This window comes from Paenilisteria newyorkensis (assembly GCF_000766145.1).
GTDB classification, from domain to species: Bacteria; Bacillota; Bacilli; order Lactobacillales; family Listeriaceae; genus Listeria_A; species Listeria_A newyorkensis.
This window is the reverse complement of the sequence record NZ_JNFB01000024.1, coordinates 242,167-265,387: the sequence shown is the minus strand read 5'-3', so window position 1 is coordinate 265,387 and position 23,221 is coordinate 242,167. Positions and strand designations below refer to the sequence as shown.

The following is a 23,221-nucleotide window of genomic DNA, read 5'->3' as shown; positions in this document are numbered from 1 at the left end:
CTACACACTTAAAATTATCACCTTGTTTCGTTAGAATGTCAATGGTTAATTATAATGTTTATTGTTTTGAAGTCAATGTAATTTTGACTTGACTTATTCCCAAAGCTGTAAATCATTCTATAGCAACGGATTTAATTATTGATAGCGGATTCTTTTTTTACATGGATTTTATTTTTATCAATTAAAATAGCATTTTCTCAATTATGTATCCTTAAACAGGAAAAAAATGCGTATCAAGAATCTAACATCAGATTTTCGATACGCATTTTCATTTTTTTATTATTGTGGTGTGTCAGAAAGTGTCCAAGTTAGTGTTGTTGCATAATCTGAATCGGCATATTTCGCTGATTTACCTGGTACTGTTAGTGTCACGGCGTCTGCTGCGGCTGTGTTATCTGCTCCGAATTTATCCACCCATTGACCCATACCTTGATTGGCTGTTGCGTTCATAACCATGGACGCTGTACCGTTTGGATTTAATTTGATCGATTGATTCACGGTTGGAGCGGTTACGCCTGTTCCCGTTTTCGTTACGGCAGTACCTTTTGTAATGGCGATTTCTGCACCTTCTAGATTACGGGCAGAACCGTCTTTTAATTGGCCATTTTGCGCGACTGTCAAATTCCAACCTGCGTTGTTACCACGGTTATCCGCTACTTGCACGTTATTTGGTACGTCAACGTATTCGCCGCCAACTTTGACTTTATCTAATTTTGCGTTGTATGTTTTCGTTTCACCAGAAATTTCTTGTGTACCGAAGTCGAATTCAGAGACGTAACCGATGCTTAACGGTCCGCCAGTTCCTGGTGTTACTTCCGCATCTGGATCAAGCGGTTGGTCAGGATCGATTGGGTTTACTGGAGGGATAATCGTATCTTCCGCTTGTTTTGTGAATTTTACTTTGCTATCTGTTGTTAATGAGCCAACTTCTGCTGCTGATGCTTGTGTACCCATACCGATTGTTGCTGCTACTGCTGAAATTGTTACTAAACCGATTACCGCGAATTTTTTGATTGTCATGTGAAAGTTCTCCTTCGAAGTGCCAGGATTTGATGAAGCTATCCCGAGATCACTTGGTCTTGCATCTGATGCTTATCCTACAATGTTAAGAAATATCCTGAGATTTTCCTCGCCATCACATCCTTTAAGGTTATTTTCAAAACTCATGGCGTATCGTTCAGTGTCCATGTAATGCTTGTTTGATATTCTGCGTCTGCTTTCACGCCTGTTGGGTTTATTTTCATACGAAAACCTTGATCTTTTGTGGATTCGATAGTTTTAATAGATGCTTCATTCGATTGACCTTCGTAAAATGCAAAAGCTTGATTGTCTAAAATTTGAGTTTCGGTGCTTCCCTTTGTATAAGTTAAAGCGTTATGAAGTTGTTTTGCGTCTGGGTCAGAGTTGTCTTTGAAGGGACCATTAACGGTCGCTGTGATAGACCAGTTGCTACCATTGTTGCGGGTATCTTTGACTTGGATGTTCCAGTTTGGATTCGTGCGATCTATCGTAACTTCGTCGCCTATCATCTCTGTTGACTCAAAATTGAGTGGGTCTGGCGTGGCGTTGAAGGCGAATGTGACATCATCTGTTACGGTTACTGCAATGTCAGTTGTTAGATTTCCTAGGGACATAGCCACCGTATAATTTTCTGTTGTGCTCGCCTTTGTCGGGAGGTTCGCAATGTCTGTACTTGAAAGCGCCACTTGATCGCTAACTTCTTTTGTGGCTTCAATATCCCATCCTTGAACGTTCGATCGTTCGCGAATCAATGTTTCTTTTTCGGTTGCTGTTTTACCTGTTAGTTCACTTTGCTTGATCACAACCGGTTCAGCGCGGAGACCATATTGATCATTTGATACAGTAGTCTCGTCGCCAACAAAATATGTTGCATCTTTGTATGCTACGTTTCCTGCACTATCTGTTAGAGCAATTTGACAAGTTCTTGCACCTAACTCAGTCGTTGTCGGCTCTGTCACATAGCTAATGTTGATTTTGTTTGATGTGTAGTCGTCTGCGTCATCATGAATATTCGTTAGAAAAGTTTCAGGTGCTGGAATAGCCGCATTTTTTGTTATTTTCTGAGTAACTGTATCTGCTGTTGGAGGCGTTGTATCTGCGTTGATTGTCACAGAACTAGTAACTGTACTACTAATATATTGGCCGGAATCTAATTGTTCGCGAACTTCGACTTGTACTTGGCTTGTGCCGACCTTCTTTAAGTCTGGTGCTTGGATAAACGTATCGGAGACGGTGAAAGTACCGCTTGCTGGAAGTGTGACGCAATCTTTTGGTGTAACTTTTGCGCCGAGTTCTGCTGTTACTGTTTTTGCTGTTGCTGATGATTTCATGACTTCTTTGTAGCCGGTTGGGGTGATTTCGAAATAGTGGGTTCCTGTTGACAAGGATTGAGCACCATCGAGTGAGGTTGCAGTAGTACTTGGTAACGATGTAGGAGTATTTCCAGTAAGCGTGTAGACAGAAATAATATCTCCGTACGCAACATTAACAGGTGTATTGAAAGACTGACAAAACTCATTGCTTGTGTCATCCCCCCTTGCACTTTTACTAAAATAAGGTGTGCCAACTTTATGATCAGTGGTTATCGATTGCACACTGCTCGTATAAATTATTCTCGCGGCACCTGTGATTGGGTAAACACCTTTACCACTAGTGACACCCGCTGTATTCGTTATATAAGGAGTTGCACCATGATGAAGGGTTAATGCTGAAAGTCCTTCATTAGCATATCCTGACCTCGTAAAGATTGTATCTCCAAATTGAATAGTTGTTGGAACATCAATAGTCTGCATTGCTTGCGAACTAAGATCCGTCACTTTCACCGTGGTTGAATATACACCGACTAGATTTGTCGCTGGCTTCGTGACGTACTCTATCTTCATGTTGACGCCATTATTGGCAACATTGCTTACAAAAGTTTTTGGGTCAACCTTGGTTAAATCTGTACCTAAAACAAAGGTTTGTGGATTGGCAATGGCAAGTGGTGCGTCGGCTTTGAGTTTGCCTTTTAGTTTTGGTGTTTCCGATTTACTGCCTGTGGCCGATTGCTGTACTTCTTCTGTTTTTGTTTCTTCTGTCTTATCTATTATTGGGGAGGTCTCTATGTTGTCGCTGCCTTGCACTTCCTCCACTTGGTTAGATTCTGTTGTCTCTGCTTTTGTTAATCCTGAAAAACTGGCCATGGGTATCGTTGCAATAAGCATAAACGTTAAAATTTTCTTTTTCATAGTCTCCACCTTCTTTGTTTTAAAAGTTCGTTTTGCTGTTGTCCTCCTGTTGGAATAAACCTAGTATATACCCATTTGCGAAATGTTGTTTTCGGTGGTTTATTGTTGTGGGAGAGCGATTTTTGGGGTTTTATTCTTCTGAGAGAATGATTTTTCTTATGGAAGGTTGTGTTTGAGCTTGTTTGTGTATATTTTGTTACATTCAGAGGTGGCCTAGTATTGTTTCAAATAGGATCCTAGCGCTATTTTTTCTTTATGATTGTTGTTCTAGAGAAATATTAAGTTCGTTCAAAACGCAAAAAAACTTACTTAGATTCATTGACTCGAATCTAAGTAAGATGGGAATTTGATCTTATTTATCGAACTGGATTTTTAATTTTCCTCGTGTTTTGATGTGAAGTATTGTACTTCCTAACTTTTTCGTTATTGTGTAGTTTCTTGATTCTCGTATGTGCTGCGTTGTTTGGATGCAGATTGTCGCTTCTGGTTGTAGTACGCGCAGCCTGATTTCTTGTTCATTATAAGACATGACTTCTGCTGTGCTATATTCGATAAACGTTGGGCCTAGTTGCATTTGAAGTGGCAAAATGAGGCCTGACTTGGCGCCGAGTGTGATTGGATTACCGCCAAAAAGTGGGGCATCTTGTTCTGTGAGGCGGAACTGTTTTTCCATGCCATCTAGGTTGAGCAGGTGCACGAAGCGTTCGTTTTGCGCGTTTTTTGTCGTTGTTGTGACGATGCCGTGATGGGGGTAATCGTGTGCCAGCATGGGCGGTGCGCCAAGCCTCGTGAATGCTGTCTGGATGAAGTCGATGTCGCCGCGATAGGCGGTTGTGATGGCGATCGCGTGACCTTTGCCCACCTTGGTTTCGATGCCACAGATGCCGTCACCTTGTTTTTCTTTTAGGATCGCGGTACCTTTTTCTAGGCTGAAAAGTTGGGCGTGATGGGTGCGGATTTCTGGTTTTTCTCTGCACCAATTTTCGCCGGTGATGGAGAGGCTGTAGCCGTGATCGTTCTTGGTTTCTTGGTAGGTTGCGCCGAGTGCTTCGGTTAGAATTTTACACGGGGCGCCTTCCATGTCGTAGAGCGGGAGTTCGCCGTAGATGAAGAGGGCGCCGCCGGTTTCGAGGTAGGTGACGAGCCGTTCTTGGATGTCGCGGGCGAGATAGCGGGCGCATGGTAGGGCGATGACTGGGTGCTGCTGCGCGTCGAATTCGCGGTTCTGGATGTCGATGGAGCCGAATCGGTAGCTGTTTAGGAGCAGTGACTTGGCGACGATATCCCAACTTCCTGAGGCACGGTTAGCTTCGATGTTCTGCTTGATCGCTTGGGCCGCAGTGCTTGACGGGTAGCTGTATTCGGTCATGTAGTAATCGGGAATAAACGCGAAATGGAGCGCGTCGTGTTCTTCATCCATTGCTGCGAGCTTGTCGCCGAGCGCGATGATGGTCTGGATTGATTCGGCCATGCGCGGATAGGTGTAATTGAGCTCGCCTTCTGGGCTGATTGGGGCCGCGAAGCCGTGACGTTCACCGGTGATGGCAATGCGATTGTTGCCGTCTGGACGGTTTTCCGCCATTTCGTAGTTGTAGCCGCCAGCCATGAGATAGTAGTTGATGAGTCGATTGCCTTGCGCGACGCAGAGCCGTGCCTTTAGATCAGCCGCCGAAACGTCATAACGACCACCGAGATTATCGCCAAAATTCCCATCGCCACAGTTGAATTCGACGGAAGTTATTGGTTGTCCATCGCGATTCGTCGCCGTCATGAACGCGTTAATAAGATGGAGATCGTGAAAATTTTCCATCGTAAAATCGCCGAAATAAATGTCCGAGCCTGGCAGGTAACCCGCTTCGTGTGTGTAGCTCTCATAGAGTTGGCTAATCCCAATCGGAAAAGTATAGCCGCGTCCGCCGCCGGTTCCGTGAATGTTGACGACGAACGGGATTCCCGTCACGCCAAAGTTTTCCGCGTAGTTTCGTAGTGTTTCGACGTAGCGGCGGAACCTGTCTCGCATGTAGTATCCCAAATCCTGATGCAATTTTGCGGAGTAGTCCTCTTTTGGAGACCGAATCAGGGCTGGATTTTTAGCAATATCCGCCGTCTCGAACGGATAACCATGCTCTGTTTTGCCATCCAACCAGCTCGCGAAGTCCGCCAACACGTTGTCCGTCAAATCCGGCGTATTGGAAACCCAGGACAGCATCCCGATTTCATTATCCAACTGTAGAGCCATCACATTCCCTCCATTAGGATATGTACGCGGCGCAATGACCGCCAGCGCCTCACGATACCAGTTTTCAGCAGCCGAAAGAAAGCGCGGCGCCAAATAATCCAGCGTCGGCGTCGTCGGCTCAGCCCCATCCCAACCAACCGGAATCGCCTCAGGAATCTCGTCATACACCCAATACGGAATCCCCTCGTTCTTCATCTCCGCCATAATAAACGGACCCGGTCGCGCGAAAAAGTACAACGCATGACTCGCGCATAAATCGATGAAAGCGCCCAAATCAAGTTCCGCACGCGTCGCCCCCGTCAAATCCACCTGACCTCGCACTGGCTCATGGCAAATCCACGGAATGTAAGACGCCACCGCGTTGCATCCCGCCTCCTTCAATTTCACAATCCGATCCTCCCAGTCCTCACGCGCTAGGCGAAAATAATGAATCTCGCCACACATCACGAGCACCGCCTTACCGTCAATCCGAATCTGCCGTTCCACTAACTCAATCATGCGTTCACCCTTTCCCAACCAAGCATCTCCGCCGCCTTTTTCACATAATGATTCCGTCCATAAAGCTCCCAAATCAGTCCCGTTTGGTAATTTTCAATCATGAGTAGCGTCACGCCCTTATCAATCCCAATCACACGATCCGCAAACCAAGCCGTCTCGCCCTCCAAATTGTAAGCGTCACGCATCCCGTATCTGCCCCAAAGCTCTGGCATCTTTTCATACAAATACACCATCATATCCAGCGACTCTTTCGGCGTAAACGCGATCGAACCAGCAGCCGCAGCAGGCGCAATCGTCCCATCGTTGCCCTCCGGAATAATCCCTTCTTTATAAGGCGGCGTCCCGTAAGCAATATAACCATTCGGCCCCTGGCACGCCGTCACACCCCACGAATTCGCATGATATCCCACACGCCCATCCGGATTATCAATCGCATACTGCCGCTGCGCAAGCGTCGCCGCCACCGAGTTCGCAAACCAATCCACACCATCCGCATCCCGCACATCCCGAAAATCAAACCACGCATGCGAAAATTGGTGCGTAAAAAGCGGCCCGCCCGGCGAATTATAAAACGTATAGTCCCCATAAGTCACCAAACTCCGCTCAAAACCGTCATAAATCCGCGCCGGAACACCATGCGTCGGCGAAGCCACACCCAGAATATACTGCATCATCTGTTCCGCATACATATCCCAAGCCCCGAAGCCGCCCGTTTCCGGGTTATACCCCATAAAATACTGATTTTGTGCCTCATTATAGTATTTTGTCCAATCCACACGCTTATAAATCTTCTCAAAAAGCGCCTCAATTTCCCCACCAAAATACTCCGCCACAGTGAGCGCCCCATTCAAGAACAACGACGTATCAATGATTGACGCACAATCATACGACGCCTCATATTTTTTCGCCGTATTCATATCGAGAAAATGATAGAAAAAGCCCTCCGTTTCCTCCGCATGGTTCCAAAAAGTCTTCATCGTCCCCAAAACCCGCTTTTTGCCCTCCTCAAACGTAATCCATTCCCGCTCAATACCAATCACAATCGCACTCAGCCCAAAACCGACCGAAGCAATACTCGCAAAATCCCTCGTGTCCGCCGCCGTATTATCACGAATCAAGCCAAAACCTGGGCTAGTCGGATCCGTATTCGCCTCATTCCAAAAGAAGTCAAAACACCCTTTTGCTTCTATATTTAAGATATCTTCTCGATTCACGTCATTTTCCTCCCTTATTCTCCAGTTATACCTGATTTATCGATACTTTGCACAAACCATTTTTGCGCGATGAAATAAATAATGAGCAGCGGGATAATCGTCAACAACGTCGCCGCCAGTTCGATGCCTTCATTTATGCTTGAAAGCGCCGCCCCGCCTTGTCCAGCCGGGAACATATTGTTATACGCCGCCACAAATTTTTGCAGTTGCAGTGGTAATGTTGTCAGCGAATCGCCGAAATAAATCGATGCCAAATACGTCTCGTTCCAGTACCACACAACCGAAAACAGGAACGTGATGATGAACGCCGAGGTCGCCATCGACAGCCCGATACGGTAGAAAATCTTGAATTCGTTCGCACCATCCAGCCGCGCCGCCTCCACCAATGACTTCGGAATCGCCCGAAACGTCTGGTAGAAAATCAAAATAAAGATCGCACTATTGAGCCCCTGCCCCAGAATCGCCGGCAATGCGTATGATGAAATACTGCCCAACATCCCGAATTCATTAAATAAGATATAACGCGGAATCACCGTCACTTGCGGCGGAATCACGAATGTCGCGAGCACAAGCACCAACAACACACTCTTCCCCCGAAAATTGTATAGCGCGAAGCCATAACCCACAACCGCCGCCACAAACATTTGCAAAACCGATGGCAAAATCGCCACAATCAGCGTCTGCCCAAACGTTTTCATATAATCCAAAACCTCATACGCCCGCTCAAAATTCCCGACGTACCACTTCGACGGAATCCAACTTACCGACGCATTCAGCAAATCATCCAAATCCTTAAAACTATACGAAACCATGTATAATATCGGGTATAAAAATACAAATCCGATCCCAATCAACAAACTATAAATCACGACTTTCATCAAGAAACCGTCCATCCCGTTCATTCCTAGCAGAAATCGCTTCGTCTTAATCCAGCGTGACTCTCTCTTTTTTAATACCTTCTCCATGCCTTGCACCTCCGCTATTTCTTCCGGTTAAAGAACATAACGACCGCCGCCATTATGAGCAAAATCAGGGATATAATCACAAAATAAATCCACGATAACGCCGATGAATAGCCAAAACCGCTCTGTAATTTGAACATGTTTACTTTAATATGATCGATGACCGGATTCAGCGTCGACACCGAATACATCACCGTCGTGTATATGATATTCACAAAAATCATCGGGTAAAGCGACGGCAATGTAATCTTCCAGAAAATCTCCCACGTCGAGGCCCCATCTATCTTTGCAGCCTCGTACGCCTGCGGATCCATCTTCTGTAGCGCCGCAATGAAAATCAAAATCTGCACACCCGAAAACCACAACAACACGACCGTATTATCCAAAATATACATCAATGTCTGCGCCAAAAAGAAATCACTATTCTCCGCCGCCATCTGGTAAATAAACGATTCCTGCACGCCCGGAATCGACGTAACCCCTTGTCCCATCAGCTTTTGCAACACAGGTCCACTCGCAATAATGACCGGCAAAAAGAAAATCGTTCGGAAAAAACCGCGGAATTTAATATCCTGATTCAGCAAAATCGCAATAATCAGCGCTAAAATCACGATTAACGGTACCGCAATAAATATTTCCTTCGTAAAACGCCATATCTTGTTCAAAAAATCAATATCTCCCGTGAAAGCCTGCTGGAAGTTCTGAAATTTCACAAATACCGTCTGAATCCCCTTCGTCGTGATCGTAACCTTAAAAAAGCTCAAATAAATCGAATAAATGATTGGAAACGCCGTAAAAACAAGGAATCCCACAATCCACGGCAAAATAAACAAATAACCAACGCTATCCTTACTCCGTCCCTTCAAAAATGCCAACACGTCAGTTATCTCCTTTCAAAACCGCAAAATCCTTCGCAGCAACCGTCTTATTTCCAAAAACATAATCCGCCTTCGTATAATTCACAACAACCCGCGTCCCGTTCGAATACGTTACACACACAATGTCTGGCGTCACAATATCCCGCCGCTCGATCGTCGCACCATTCGTCGCTTCCGCCACACCAGCAATCGCCTCATACTTCGCCTTAATCTCCGGTTTCCAGTTACTAAACTGCGACGTATACACATCCTTCGATGGCGTCTTCGCAAGCGCATACGAATCCTCACTCGTCAGATAAAACGACGGAAACGCTCCAAAATCCACTAACTGCAACAAATCCTCCGTCTGACTCGCCGAAAAATTCGAATACGGCGCATAAAAATCCATATACCCCTTCAAAACAATCGCCAAAAATGGCACCGCGTCCGACTCATAAATATATTCAGACGTCCCCATCGGCATATCCAAATACGCCGTCGCATGTTTCCACGCATAGTCATTCGGCTGATACAAAGCCGTTTTCGCCTTCGCATTTTTGTGTAATTCCGCTAGCACAGCCTGCATTTTCGCCATGCTTTCCGACCGCGAAAAACTATGTCCACTATTATGCGTCGAATAAAGCATACTCGCCGAATTCGCCACCGCCAAATGTGTCATACTATTTCCCACATAATCCTCCGCGTCCACCTTCGCAAGCTCCAAAGCACCATCCGGAAGCAGCGAATAAACCACATTACCATCCACATCCCGCTCGATCGTCTTCGTATTAATCTGCTTCGCAAACGCACTAGCATCAACGCCTTTCGCCTCCTCATACGCCGTCGTATAATCCGTCTGGAAATAGAGTGGCACATTCCGCTCATCAAGCGCCTTCATCACGTCCGCCAACTCCGCATCACTGCCCAGCTTCTTCTCAAACGGAAACTTATTCGGCCACGACGCACTTAAACCGCCATGATTCCAGCCCTGATACACGACCAGCAAATCATCCACGCCCTCATTACCAAGCGCCGTCACGTGCCGCGTCAAATCCGCAACCGGCGTCATCACCACAACCGAATCCCGAAACAATCCCGGCTTCGTCTCCCCGCCAAGGAATTCCAGTCGCATTACCGGACCCGACTCGTGCGCCCGCACCAACACCTTCTGCTCCGCCAAATACGCCCGATAACTTTTTGCCATCCCGACATAATCCGCGTCCACGCCATCCAAGAACCGATACGTCAAGCCAATATCAAAGCGATTCCGCGCATCCTGATACAGCTCAATCGCCTTGCCACCCGTTTTGCTCGTCGGTTGCTTATACACAGAACGATATGTAAATCCAGCAGTGATCCAGTTGAAATCCGTCGATAACCCCGCTTTATAAGCCGTAATTTCGCCATATTCCGCACCCTTTTCAACGACCGCCAACATCCCATTTTGCCCAACCCCGTGCACCATGCCAAACACCGGCACACTCGCAACGTAGCCCGCATTCGTATCCGGCGCAACCGTTACCGGCGTCACGCCAACATCCGTGCCATAAATCGCCGCACTATAAGGCGCATCCATTTTGACCCCCGTGTCCTCATAGCGAATCAAGCCGCCCGAGCCATCCGGAATGAACATGTACCCCGAAACCTCCGCGTCCTTCGTAGCCCCTAAAAACGGATACACATTCACCGCCAAAATTTGCACCTTGCCAGGCTCGACAATTTTGCCATCAGGAATCGCGACATGCACACCGTCCTCAGCCAGCGTCACCTTCAAGTTCATCTTAATCCGCGACCGAAACGTAATCGTCGCCTCAAAACCATCCGTCACATCACGCAACATCACCCGCGCCCCGTTCGCCGTCAAGCTCTCCCGCTTCTTCTTGCCCTGCGCGTTCAAATAATCCATCGTAATCGCCGAATCCACAAAATCCTTCCACGACTGATTCAAGCGATACTGCGACATCCCATCAAGCGTCGAGCTCCACACATAACCACTCGCCCGGTTTCGCACCTTGATCGCAAGCGAATCCGGATGCACATACAACGCCAAATTCGCATTCTCTGCCACCTTATCAAAACCATCAAGCGCTGCATTTTTATTCACGACAGGCTTACTAATGACCTCCTTTTGCATCACAGAACCGCTTGTCTGCTCCACTTTTGCGACAGTCGGCGTCACCTTTTCCTCGTCTTGCGCAAACGCCTTAACTACTGGTATCGCTAGGATAAGAACAGCACAAATCATCAGTATTTTCTTAAACACGCGCTAGCACCTCCTGCAATATCGAATAGACAAACTCATACAACTGATTGAATAAAAGAAACAGAATATAACCGACCGCGACCGTAATCAAACTCGCAAAAACCGTCAGCAAAATATTCTTCGCCGTCTCCCAAAACGTAAAATTATGAATCTCCCGCACCATAATCACGAGATAAATCGCCGACCACCAAATCGCAATACCGAGCGAAAACTCATAAATAAATCCCTCATTAATCGTCAACACATTCGAAACGAGAATAATCGGCACAATCAGCACAATAAACGGCGCCAATGCATAAACCGTCGCAATATACACATTCCGAAAACTACCTTCCCCCTCATTAATCGTACTAATCAAGTAATTCATGACCACAAACAGCGCCAGAACCCCAATCAACACAACCACCAACAAGAAAATCGACACCCGTTCCACCAACGCCGAATTAAAAATAAACCCAACCTGATATTGGAACAAAATAAACTCGACAATCAGCACACCGTACCAAATCGAAGCCGAAGCCACCGACGCCCGTCCCATCCGCTTAATCTCATAAAACGTATCAATCGGATGTCGGAAAACCTTGAATAATAATCCAAGTTCCCGTATTAATTTCACCTGCGACCACTTACCTAAATACGCCAATGGTTTCGCAAAAATCCCTTTTTTCCGGTGCCAGCGTCGCAAAACAAAAAACGCCAACAGCCCAATCAAAAACGCGAACAACCAGCCCGCCAAAGTTCGCTCCAACCATTGCTGCCGCAGCTCCCAGAAAGAGTCCGAATAACCCGACTTATTTTTAGCCATCAAAAAGGCCTGTTTCGCGTCCGCATATTGTTCCTGCTTATAATGCGCCTCGCCCATCGCCACACGCGCCAACACAAACGAAGAATTCAGCTTCAAAACTTCCCGCCAATAATTCTCACTCTCCACGTAGCGACCATCCTCGAACAGCATCAAGCCTTGGTGCACCTCATTCGCAAACGCCGTCGTCTGCAATTTATGCACCACCTGCGCCTCCGAATCCGTCACATAAAGCGTCCCGTCCGCATCCACAGCAAGCGCCGTCGGGTCCTTATAAATCCCCAAACGCTGCGCATTCGACTCCTTGCTCCCGAACGCAAACAACAAATTTCCCGAACTATCATATTCCAAAACCCGCCCGCTAGCCGTCAACACATAGAAATTATTTTGCATCCCAGAAACGATATCAATCGCGCCCTCCGGCTGAAACATCGCCTCCGCCGCCAACATATTTTGCCCCGCGATATTCAATTTCTTAATCGCGCCAGCCTGTTCCGTCGCCGTCACCGTGTACACAATCCCATTCCCATCAATATCAATATTCGTCGAAGCCGCCGGAACATTCATCAACGTCTTCGCCTTTTGCGCGTCTGACATCACCGCATCCTTAAACTTCTGGAAAAAAGTCGTCTCCGCCATGTTCGCGCCATAATACCCGAGAAAATCGCCATCCTTATTCAGCTGAATCACGCCGTTCGACGCACCCTCGCCAATAATGTACAAATTCCCCCGCACATCCACCGACAATTTCACCGGCTTAAACGGCTCACGCTTCCCAAAAAACGGCTCCACAGGCCTGCCATATTCCCGGATCAACGCACCATCCTCCGAAAATCGGAAAACTTTCTCCTTCACGCTATCCGCCACATACAAATCACCATTCGCATCCCGCGCAATGCCCGTCGGTTTTCCAAGCACCTGCTCCCCGAAAGAACGCGACACATTCCCGTCCAAATCCGTCACAAGCACACGTTTCACGTCCGAATCCACCAAATAAAGCCGATCCCCGTCAATCAAAATATCCTCTAACTTGCCAATTTTCGCATTCGTTATCACGTCAAACGCCTCATACGCCGTCTGAATCTCAATCAAATCACCATCCACCGACGACGTATACGTTTTGTAAGCCGTCTCCCCGTGAACCGCACGCGCAGGCCAAAGAACGAGACTCACAAACAGCAATAATATGGCGTATTTCAAGTAGTTCCCCATTGATTTCCTCGCTCTCTGCCGCTATTTAATACCCGAATGAGCCATCGTATCCATCACTTGTTTTTGCATAAAGATAAAGATGATCAAGTTCGGAATAAACATCAACAACGTCGCCGCAGCCGTAATCCCTTGTCCCGCCACCGTATTCCCTTGCGTCGATGTCAACGTACTCATATAAAAGGCAAAAGTCTTCAAGTTTTCATTATTAATATATAAATCCGAGGCCTCCACATTATTCCAAGCCGCCTGAAAAGCTAAAATCGAAACCGTCGCGATCGCCGGCTTAATCATCGGCAAAATAACCTTCCAATACACCTGAAAATCATTCGCCCCGTCCATTTTCGCCGCCTCAATCAGCTCATCCGGAATCTGATCCACAAACTGCTTCACCAAAAACAGCCCGACCGGGAGCGCCAACATCGGCAAGATATGCACCCAAAAACTATCAATCAATCCCAATTTTTCAATCACAATATACTTCGGAATCGCGACCGCAATCGACACAAACATCAACGCCAACGTATTCATCTCAAAAAGCACTTTTTTCGCCCGAAACTGCTTTTTCGACAACACATAACCCGCCATCGTGCTCACCACAATCGTCAGCCCCATCACCGATAAACTCACGACAATACTATTAAACAAATACCGCGCCATCGGAGTTGCCCCCAAATTCGCACTATTAAACAAATCCGTAAAATTTTGCATCGTTGGTTTCTGTACGAAAAAGCGCGGCGGATAAGCAAACAACTCATCCAGTGGCTTAAACGCATGATTAAAAATATAAATCAGCGGCAAACCCATAATAATCGCAATCGGAATGAGCAGCGCATAAAACTTCAACTGACTCTTATGAAACTTTTTCGGATTGATCTGCGTCCCTTGAAAAGAAGCCATTCATCATTCCCCCTCTTTAACTTTTTTCACCAAATAACTTCATTGCCACGCGCGAAAACAAGTACACAATCACGAGCAATAACACCGAAATCGCCGCCGCGTAACCCATTTCATACCGAATAAAACCATAATCATCAATATGATTCACCATCAACTGCCCCGCATATTGTGGCGTCGGATTCGTCCCAGAAAGCGCCACACCAATGGCCCCCGCCTGAAACGTCCCCACAACTGCCATCACCGCGCCAAACAACATCTGCGGCTTCATTGACGGAATCGTAATATAAATAATCTCCTGAAAACGGTTCTTAATTCCATCAATATACGCCGCCTCATACACCTCCGGATTGATGTTCAAAATCCCCGACAACATCGCCAAGAACCCCACACCCATACTACTCCAGAGCGAAACCACAATCATAATATTCATCAAATAATCCGGCGACTGCAAAAACTGAATCGGTTCCACAATCAGATTCAACCGCAACAAAATACTGTTGATATACCCCGACGCATTCCCACTAAAAATAATCGCCCATAAAACCGTCATCGCTACACCCGCAGTCATCGAAGGCGTATACATAATCAGCGCCAAAAACGTCCGCGGCTTGTGCGGAATCTGCGCCAATAACCATGCCGTCAAAAATGACAACAAATACCCGCCAGGACCCACAATCAGCGAAAATTTCAACGTATTCGGCAACACATACTGCATAAAAACAGCATCCTGCGTCAACAAACTCACATAATTTTTCAGCCCAATAAACGTCGGAAACTCAATCGAATTAAAATACGTAAACGAAAGCAGAATCGCGACCAAAACCGGCACCACAATAAACGTAAAGAACATGATAAAGTAAGGTGACAAGAACGCAACCGTACCAAACATCCCAATCCAATATCCACTATTTTTTCTCATCTGTTTTCATCCAATCTTCCACCGTCTCCATTTGTGGAACAATATAAGGTTTTACCACTTTTCCATCCTTCATATAACCAAACTCTTCCATTTTTCGCCTGATTTCCCGGTCTACAATAATGCTACTCGAATCCACCGCAGCCCGAATATTCGCACCGTAAAACACCGTATCCGTCCACACATTACTAATCTCCCGCTCCAACATGTACGATCCCGGCGTTTTCGGAACCTCCTTCAAATACTTCCACTGCTCCAAAATAACCTCCTTATGCTTCTCGGGCCAAGGCAATTCCTTAAACGCCTCCAAATTTGCCGTATTCCACATATATTCCGGACCATAAATCGTCTGCAAATTCGTCGCAAAATCGCTCTGCGTCTTCGTTGACATCCACCACTTCAACAATTCCCACGACTCATCCTGCTTCTTACTCTTATCAAAAATCATCGCCGACTGCCCCGAACCAGTAGCCCATCGCGACACCGATCCATCTTGCTGCGGAACACCCGGATGCACCGCAATATCCCACGAATTCGCAATCTCAGGCGCCGCCGACATCAATTTCACATACGTCTCAAAATTCGAAATCCCGACCGGCAGCGTCCCATAACGGAACGAATGATAAAAGTTTGGCACCTGCAGCGGCACACTATAAAGCGAATACAAATCCGTCATAAACTTAAGCCCCGCAACCGATTCCTCCGAGTCAATCGCTGCACTCATCCCATCCTTCGCATACAAATCCCCACCAAACTGATAAATAAACGGTGCGGTAAACATGAACGGTTTCGAGCCCGCCGAGCCCGACAACGGCACAAAATAACTCAACCCATTTCGCTGCAACTCCGGCAAAATCCCCGTCACATCATTCCACGTATCCGGCACAGGAATTTTCAACTTATTCAAAATATCCTTCCGATAAAACTGCACATAAAAATCCTGCGTCTCCGGCAAAGCATACACCTTGTTATCCACCATCATCGGCATAAACGCGCCCGGCGAAAAATTCCGAATCACCTCTTTAAAATCCGTAAACTGCGTCAAATCCGTTGCCGCACCACGAATCGCGAGCTCGTAAGGCGTTCCAACACTAACCCCAAGCGCCACGTCCGGCTGCTGATTCCCCGAATTCGCCAAAATCAGTTTTTGCTCGTTTGGCATCACCGAAAACTTGACTTTCTTTCCAGTCTTTTTCGTAAATGTGCTATCCGCCATATTTTGCATCAATTCAACATACTGCTGCGAGCGCGACACCCAAACCTCAATCGTGTCCGCATCCACATCCGTCGTACTATATGTATCCTGTGTAAAGGACGCAAAGAACTCCTTCGACTTACTGCCAAATTTCTTCAAAAAGCTAGCCCTCGCATTCGGCAAATCCGCCTTCCCATCATGCACATAAAACCGATCCATCAACAGCGGCTGCTTTTCAAGTGTAGATTGTAAATCCCCTAAAGCCTGCGTCACCGAACTCGACCCTTCCGACAACTCACTTAACCGCGTCGGAATTTTATCAGGTTCCGCCTTCAATTTTTTCAATTTATCCATGATCAGCGCCAAAGACACGCCCTCCGTCGAACGCTTCGCCGATTCACCGTACACCTCAGCAAGCGCCTTCTGATCCGCCTTAAGCGTCGCGATCCACCCGTCAAACTGCTTCGTCACATTCGGCAAATACTCCTCCAATTTCCAATCACGCGCAGCATCCGGCTGATTCCCCGTCAACTTCTTCACCGACAATCCCAAATCACCGACCTCAAGCATCATCGCCTTCAAATCCAAAATAATCGGCGCAACAGGCGATGCATCCGCAACCAACGTCAAATCATGTTTCCCCGCTTCCAAATAAACCTCAAACGGCTTCCCGTCCTTGCCACTAAGCGTCTGATTCTCCCATTTCGCCACCGGATCAAACCGATAATGCGCCAACTCCGCGAACGGCACCGCACCATCCACTTTCACCGTCCGAAACACCGGCGAATTCGGTTTATCCTCCTGCAAAACCTTGAAGCTCAGCTGATACCTCCCACTCTCCGGCACCTTCACAGAATATGTCACGCTCTGCCCACTCGACTGCCACGAATCCCCGCCCAGCGTATTCAGCAATAACCGTTTCGTATCATAAGGCTCCACACTAATATCCTTTTTCGCAACCGGTCGCGTATACGAATTATTCTTCGTTTTTGGCTTCTCCGCCTCATACGTCAACAACTCCCGCGGCGACTCCGCATCCTTGTGCTGCTCCCGATAATCCGCATAATCCGGCGTCTGAATCGGCGACTCCACCCGAACATTCCCGAGCAACATCGCACCCGCCGTATTCGTAAGCGTCAACTCATTCCGACCCTTCTTCAAAAAATACCGCAACGGCTCCCCTTCCAAATAATTCGGGTCCTCCGCCATTCCCGTCTGCCATTTCGCCACAGCCACCTGCTCCGGAATCAGCTCATTTCCATACTTATTCGTCTCAAATTTTGCCGTCTTATTCTTCCAAATCGTCGGCGCAATAATCCGACGGCTCTCATAAAATGGGAACTTCCCAGCAACCGCAATCGAAAGTTCCGGATTTATCAACCCATCATTCAGCTTATAATAATCAAAACCAATCGTATAAAGCCCGTCCTCCGGCACCGTCACATCAATCGTCACACTATCTCCACCAGCAAGCGTCGCCACTTCCCGCTCCGCGTAACCATGCGTATCCCCCGTCAACGTTGCCTTCTCAAAAGAACTCGGCATCATCTCATTCGTATAAAGCTCGGCGTCCTTCACGCTTTTCTTCCACGACGCCAGAACCTGCCCGTAAGCAGGCTCCATAATCGCGTTTTCAGATGATGAATCATTCGTGGCAGCAACAGACAATACACTCGGCGTTGGGACAATAGAGGCAATCATCATGACCACCATTAAACTCTTCATAAGTCTCGCTTTCAACATCATCTATCCTCTCTGTCTCCCGTTATTTGCTATTATTCATCGCGGCCGCCGCTTCGTCATACGATTTCTGCGCTAGCTCCTGCAACTGTTTCGCGTAATCCTGGTAATTAATCGTGCCCTTTGCCGCCTCATTAATCGCGTACCAAATATTCGCATTCTCCTCATCACCAATCTTCAGACCAGTCGGAGCCTCAAAACGCGCTTGAATATAGCCCGGCACGACCTTCGTCGGATCAAACATCGCGTTCGCCAAGTTCTCATTCGCCGTTTGCACACCAGGAACCGTCACCAATTCCCAATACTTATCCGTCACTTCTTTATCATCCGTGATCGGCAGTGAGCTCAACTCCAAACCATTCTTCTCAGAAATCGCCATTCGTTCCATAAAACCTTTTTTCCCATAAGACATGTATTTCGCGAATTCATACGCCTCTTTCGCGTGCTTCGTGCTCTTCGAAATGCCCAAATAATCATTCACAATCGCATTACGACCACCCGGCAAACCGATAAACTCAAAATTGAAATCTGCATTCTTTTGCAAATCAGCATTCATATACGTCCCGTTATAATAAAACGCAATTTGTCCCGCCTTAAACGCAGCACCAGAGTCATCCGCGCTCATTTTTTCCTTTTGCTCCGCCGTCAAATCATTGTACGAATAACCATTCGTCGTCAAATCCTTCACCGCGTTCATGCCAGCAACCATTTCTTTACCGTCCAGCGCAAATTTGCCATCCGTGAAAGTGAACCAGCCCATGTCCTTATTGACCGCACCAGGATACCAGTCAATCATTGCCTGTGCCGAGTCCGTGCCGACAATATTCTTATCCAGATTCGTCGCCGCCTTCACATTTTTCACAAAGTCCGCAATGCTAATTCCCTGCTCCGGAACATCCAGATTCAGCTCATCCAAAATATCCTTATTCACGTAATAACCAAGAATATGTTTCGCAAAAGGCATCGCAACAACCGCATCATTCACCTTCGTCGTGCTCTTAATCTCATCTGAAATCGACGCAAAATCCTTATCATCCGCCGTCATTTTCGTCAAATCAAGCAACCAATCGTTTTTATAGCTATTCGGAATATCATTAATCATAAACACATCCGGCAATTCCCCCGCGCTAGCCGCCGTCGTGAGCGAACCTTGATAATCATCCCCCGTAATGCTCTTATCAATCACGATTTTTACATCTTTATGCGCCTTGTTGTATGCATCAATCATCCGACGCTCAATATTCTTATCACTTTCCGTCCCCAAATTCCAGTTCGCATACTTCAGCTCGATTTTCTCCGTATCCGCATCTGCCGCATCATCCTTCGCACCGCCGCAACCCGTCAGCAAAACACCAAGTCCAACCGTTGCCATTGCAGTAACCGTCCACTTCATCCACTTTTTCATCATCTAAGCTCTCCTTTTTATAGAAACGTTTTTATTTTTTGTTAAAAATTAAACATAAATCGAAATAACATTATCATCCGCACGAAGCATCACCTCTAGATCACACTTCGAAATCCGCATCCCTCCTTCACGGTAACGATTATGCGACCGCACGCTCGGCACTTCTTTCCCATTAACCAACACATAACGGCGCGCGTTATCCGCCAAATGATAGCAGAATTTCACCGGTTTCCCAGCAAAACTAAAGCTAAATTCCAGCCCATCCAGATTATCCATTAACACCGGATCGAGCAGTAAATCCTCACCAACCACGCGGACACCAAGCACATTCGCAATCAGCTGATTCAAATAAATCCCCGGACCACTCGAATAAATCCGCCAGCCACCTTTTACCGTTACATCGCCCGTTTTCAGCTTATCAAACTGTTCCTGCGCCTCATATCGCGTCTTGAATTTGCCATCCGAACTACTGAAATACGCATTGCTCTGGCGACGCGCCGCATTTGGCACCACATCCTTCAAATTAATCGGATTAATCACGTCCAGCGCATGCCAAGCCTCCTCTTTCTTCCCGAGTTTCGCCATCGCCTCCGTGAACCGAATATGCGCATGAACATACTGCAAACCAACCTCACGCCCAAAATTCGCCGCCTGTTCCGCACGCTTAAAGTTCGTACTCACGCCGCCTTGATACGTCGCAGGTCGATTCATCAATCGCACCCCGTCCGGACATTGCAACTCCCGCTTAATCAACTGGAAATGCGCCTCCGCCTGATCCGGCGTCAACAATTCCCCAATCATACTCCGCGTCATCGGCAACAAGCGATACTGAATCCCCGTTTTCCGATCCGTCGGGTGAATCATCAACTCCACATGCTCCGGATTTTCCATATACACAAACCCTGGAATAATATCCGTAGACAAAATGTACTTATTAAAATCCGCCTCAATCCCCGTCACAAGCGCATCCAGCTCACTAGCCTTCTCCGGGTCAACCGTTTCGATAGCCTTCGAAAACTGCTTCATCGCTTGGTACGTCAGCGCCACCGTCCAGCTACTCGCCATATTACTTTTCAGCTGCGCATCATGCGGTTGCAACGTATCATCCCAGTCCCCATCGCCATAACACGACAAATGCGTCTCAAACAAGAAATGATCCGTAATGTAGCCAATTTCCTTTTTCAAATGCTGGTAAATCGTCTCCGAATAATCCGTATACGTGAAATTCGCGCGACTCATATAAGGCACTTCCACATCCAAAATCGAATAATCCTTCGTCGCCAGCAAATAATCACTCACAGCCTTCAGCGGCCACACAATCACATCCCCGTGACTTTCCGCAGCTTGAATATTCGCGTAGCCATCAAACATAAACCACTGCGGCCAATTACCATCATCATCAAACTGATGCGAAAACACCCGCGTCAAAATTTGCTTCACAATATCGTAGCGCTGCATCGCCATAAAATACTCCATCGGGCCTTGGCAAACATCTCGCGTTCCCCAAGCCGCGCCACCATACTGCTCCAAGCCATGCGGCACCAAATAATGCACAAACATGTTATGCGTATACCACCAAGTCAGCGCGTTCACTTTCCTGAGCTCGGACGTCTGCAACCCGTTCTGCGAGAGCTCAAACCCATGCATCACTTCCGCAAAATGCGCCCGATACTTCTCACGCTCCACGTCCAATTCCTGCACCCGATTCACAAACTCCGAACCATCCAAATTCCCCTGAATCCGAATTTGGAACTCCTTCGTCGCATCCAAGTCAAGCACAACAAGCGACCCAGCACCACTCGGCACATTCGTCACAAGCCGCGTCGCATCCGTCACTCGCATCTCCGCACCCGTCACCTGCATAAAGTACGTCAAATCCGGATACACATTCGCCGGAACCGCCGCCGCGTCCACCGTAAATCGCAACAAATTTCCGTCCAGATCTGCACTAAATGACGCCTTATACTCATTTTCATTCACAATGACCTGATTTGTAACCAAATACGCATACTCCGCGCCACTCGCCGAACACACCCGAAGCGTCATATCCGCCCCATCCACCGTCGTAAACAGCGTCACAACAAACGTCTCGGCCGGCGTTTTATACACCCATTTTGCCGAATTAAAGCCCATCTCAAACAGCGAAGGCATCCCCAAAAGCTGGTATGTATCCGCAACCTTCACGTAAATCCGTTGCCCCGACGTTTTCAGCACATTTAAAAAGTTTCGCACATTCGTCAACATTTTATTCATCGATGTATTCCCAATCACGACCTGCGCATTGAAAACCCCGTACATGTAAGCCGTCGTCGTCAGCACCGGCACGTCCACCGTCAACTGATTCCCGCTAAACAAAATATGTCCATGCGAGCGCTCCAAATCCAAATCCTTGGCCCGCAAAACCACGTGCTCATGCGTCCCCGTAAAGAATGACAACAACCGATCCCCGTCCCATTCCTCCTGAAACCGCTCCGGATAATCCGCGTCAAGCTCCGCCACCGTCACATCAAGCGTTTGCAATACCACCCCAATATCCTCACGTTTCGCAACCTTGTCCACCGTCCTAAAAGCATCCTCAACAACGAGCGCATCCCAAGCCGCACGCACCTCATCCAGGTACTCAAGCTCATGAACCGCCTCCGCATGACTCTCCTTGAACAGCGCATAAAACACCACCTGCGCCTTCTCACCCGCCGTCAACGTCACCCGCTCCGCCTGAAGCGCCGTATAAGCAAACTCATACTGATAAATCTCGTTCGCCAACCCGTCCTGCGTCAACACCTCCGGCACATCCGTCGCCTTATAACTAAGTCCAAAAAACTGCGTCCCGTCCGTCGCAAAACCAACATTCCGCGTCAGCGACCCCTGCTGCAAATACGGAAACACACCCGCACCCTGCTCCTGATTTTGCCGCGAACAAACAACGTACCCCGTCGCGTCCGCCTCAAAAACCCGGTGATCCACATACTGCGCCACATAAGCCTCATTCGCCTGAAGCGCCCCCATGTTCGCGAGCCCCAAATCCTGCCCGTACATCACGTCCACCGTCTCACCATTTCCAGAAAGTCTCACATCCCAGAACCAGCAATCCGCATCCGTCAGCGCGAAAACAACCTCATACGAGACTCCTTCAAAACACCCCGTCCACTTCACCTGCTTCTCACCAACCGCGAACACACTGCCAGATTTCACACCAAGCAACGGCGCCGCAACAATCGACCCATCGCCCTTAAAAATACGTAAATACAAATTGTTCAGCGCACCATCCACTTCATTCGACAACACCTGATTCACCATCACCGCGCCAAAATCCGCCGCAAACATGTCCCCACTTTTCAAAAAAGAAACACGCGCCCTTTCAGATTTCACTACAAATTTCGAATCTTCCAATTCCTTCAATACCATCATCGTTACAGTTCCCTCGACTTCCCAAGTTTATATACAGAATCGTTTCACCAAACACGCCTAAAGATAGCGTTTTCATTAAATGAAAAATAATTAGCCGTCTTGTCGACAACTATACTAAAACGCCTAATAGAGACCTAAAACCAGCATTTGCTCGCACAAATAATATAACTCAACGCTTCACTCCTTTTCTCCAAATTATGAAACATTTTATCGAAACGTTTCTCTAACTATTTTTATTATAAGCGTTACCCTAATATTTTACAAGCCTTATTTTCAGATAAATTTATTTTCCATACATCCTTGCCTTTATCCATCCTATAAACTACTATAAGAAGCAACGAAACACGTCCTATTCAAAAGAGGAG

Annotated in this window: 13 protein-coding genes; all 13 read right to left on the bottom strand. The window is 47.3% G+C overall.

What is annotated here, in order from left to right; genetic code table 11:
• Positions 1-279: 279 nt before the first annotated feature.
• The 13 genes from EP58_RS10450 to EP58_RS10390 all read right to left on the bottom strand — a co-directional run bounded on the left by EP58_RS10450 (position 280) and on the right by EP58_RS10390 (position 22,856).
• On the bottom strand, positions 280-1,020 hold the full coding sequence (locus EP58_RS10450) for a WxL domain-containing protein (protein WP_036093159.1): 741 nt from the start codon (positions 1,018-1,020) through the stop codon (positions 280-282).
• A gap of 143 nt (positions 1,021-1,163) precedes the next feature.
• Positions 1,164-3,248, bottom strand: a complete 2,085-nt coding sequence (locus tag EP58_RS10445; RefSeq protein WP_036093157.1) for a hypothetical protein — start codon at positions 3,246-3,248, stop codon at positions 1,164-1,166.
• A gap of 352 nt (positions 3,249-3,600) precedes the next feature.
• Positions 3,601-6,003 carry a beta-galactosidase gene (locus EP58_RS10440; RefSeq protein WP_137657473.1) on the bottom strand — a complete coding sequence of 801 codons (2,403 nt, stop codon included), beginning with the start codon at positions 6,001-6,003 and terminating at the stop codon, positions 3,601-3,603.
• Positions 5,982-7,199, bottom strand: coding sequence for a glucoamylase family protein (locus tag EP58_RS10435; RefSeq protein WP_036093156.1), 1,218 nt, complete (start codon positions 7,197-7,199; stop codon positions 5,982-5,984). The genes EP58_RS10440 and EP58_RS10435 overlap by 22 nt, the downstream gene beginning before the upstream one ends.
• A gap of 14 nt (positions 7,200-7,213) precedes the next feature.
• Positions 7,214-8,164 (bottom strand): carbohydrate ABC transporter permease, encoded by a 951-nt coding sequence (locus EP58_RS10430; protein WP_036093155.1) that lies wholly within the window; start codon positions 8,162-8,164, stop codon positions 7,214-7,216.
• Positions 8,165-8,178: 14 nt separating this feature from the next.
• Positions 8,179-9,036, bottom strand: coding sequence for a carbohydrate ABC transporter permease (locus EP58_RS10425; RefSeq protein ID WP_052171441.1), 858 nt, complete (start codon positions 9,034-9,036; stop codon positions 8,179-8,181).
• Positions 9,037-9,040: 4 nt separating this feature from the next.
• Positions 9,041-11,281 (bottom strand): DUF5696 domain-containing protein, encoded by a 2,241-nt coding sequence (locus EP58_RS10420; RefSeq protein WP_036093153.1) that lies wholly within the window; start codon positions 11,279-11,281, stop codon positions 9,041-9,043.
• Positions 11,274-13,283 carry a YIP1 family protein gene (locus tag EP58_RS10415; RefSeq protein ID WP_159106223.1) on the bottom strand — a complete coding sequence of 670 codons (2,010 nt, stop codon included), beginning with the start codon at positions 13,281-13,283 and terminating at the stop codon, positions 11,274-11,276. Before EP58_RS10415 ends, EP58_RS10420 begins: the two co-directional genes overlap by 8 nt.
• Positions 13,284-13,316: 33 nt before the next feature.
• Entirely contained in the window at positions 13,317-14,192 is an 876-nt protein-coding gene (locus EP58_RS10410) for a carbohydrate ABC transporter permease (protein WP_036093150.1), read from the bottom strand.
• A gap of 16 nt (positions 14,193-14,208) precedes the next feature.
• The gene (locus tag EP58_RS10405) at positions 14,209-15,111 is read right to left on the bottom strand and encodes a carbohydrate ABC transporter permease (protein WP_036093149.1); all 903 of its coding nucleotides are present in this window, start codon (positions 15,109-15,111) and stop codon (positions 14,209-14,211) included.
• Positions 15,098-18,028, bottom strand: coding sequence for an extracellular solute-binding protein (locus tag EP58_RS10400; protein WP_159106222.1), 2,931 nt, complete (start codon positions 18,026-18,028; stop codon positions 15,098-15,100). Before EP58_RS10400 ends, EP58_RS10405 begins: the two co-directional genes overlap by 14 nt.
• Before the next feature lie 40 nt (positions 18,029-18,068).
• Positions 18,069-19,451 carry an ABC transporter substrate-binding protein gene (locus EP58_RS10395; RefSeq protein ID WP_036093147.1) on the bottom strand — a complete coding sequence of 461 codons (1,383 nt, stop codon included), beginning with the start codon at positions 19,449-19,451 and terminating at the stop codon, positions 18,069-18,071.
• A 45-nt stretch (positions 19,452-19,496) separates the two neighbouring features.
• On the bottom strand, positions 19,497-22,856 hold the full coding sequence (locus EP58_RS10390; protein WP_036093145.1) for a GH36-type glycosyl hydrolase domain-containing protein: 3,360 nt from the start codon (positions 22,854-22,856) through the stop codon (positions 19,497-19,499).
• Between the last annotated feature and the right edge of the window lie 365 nt (positions 22,857-23,221).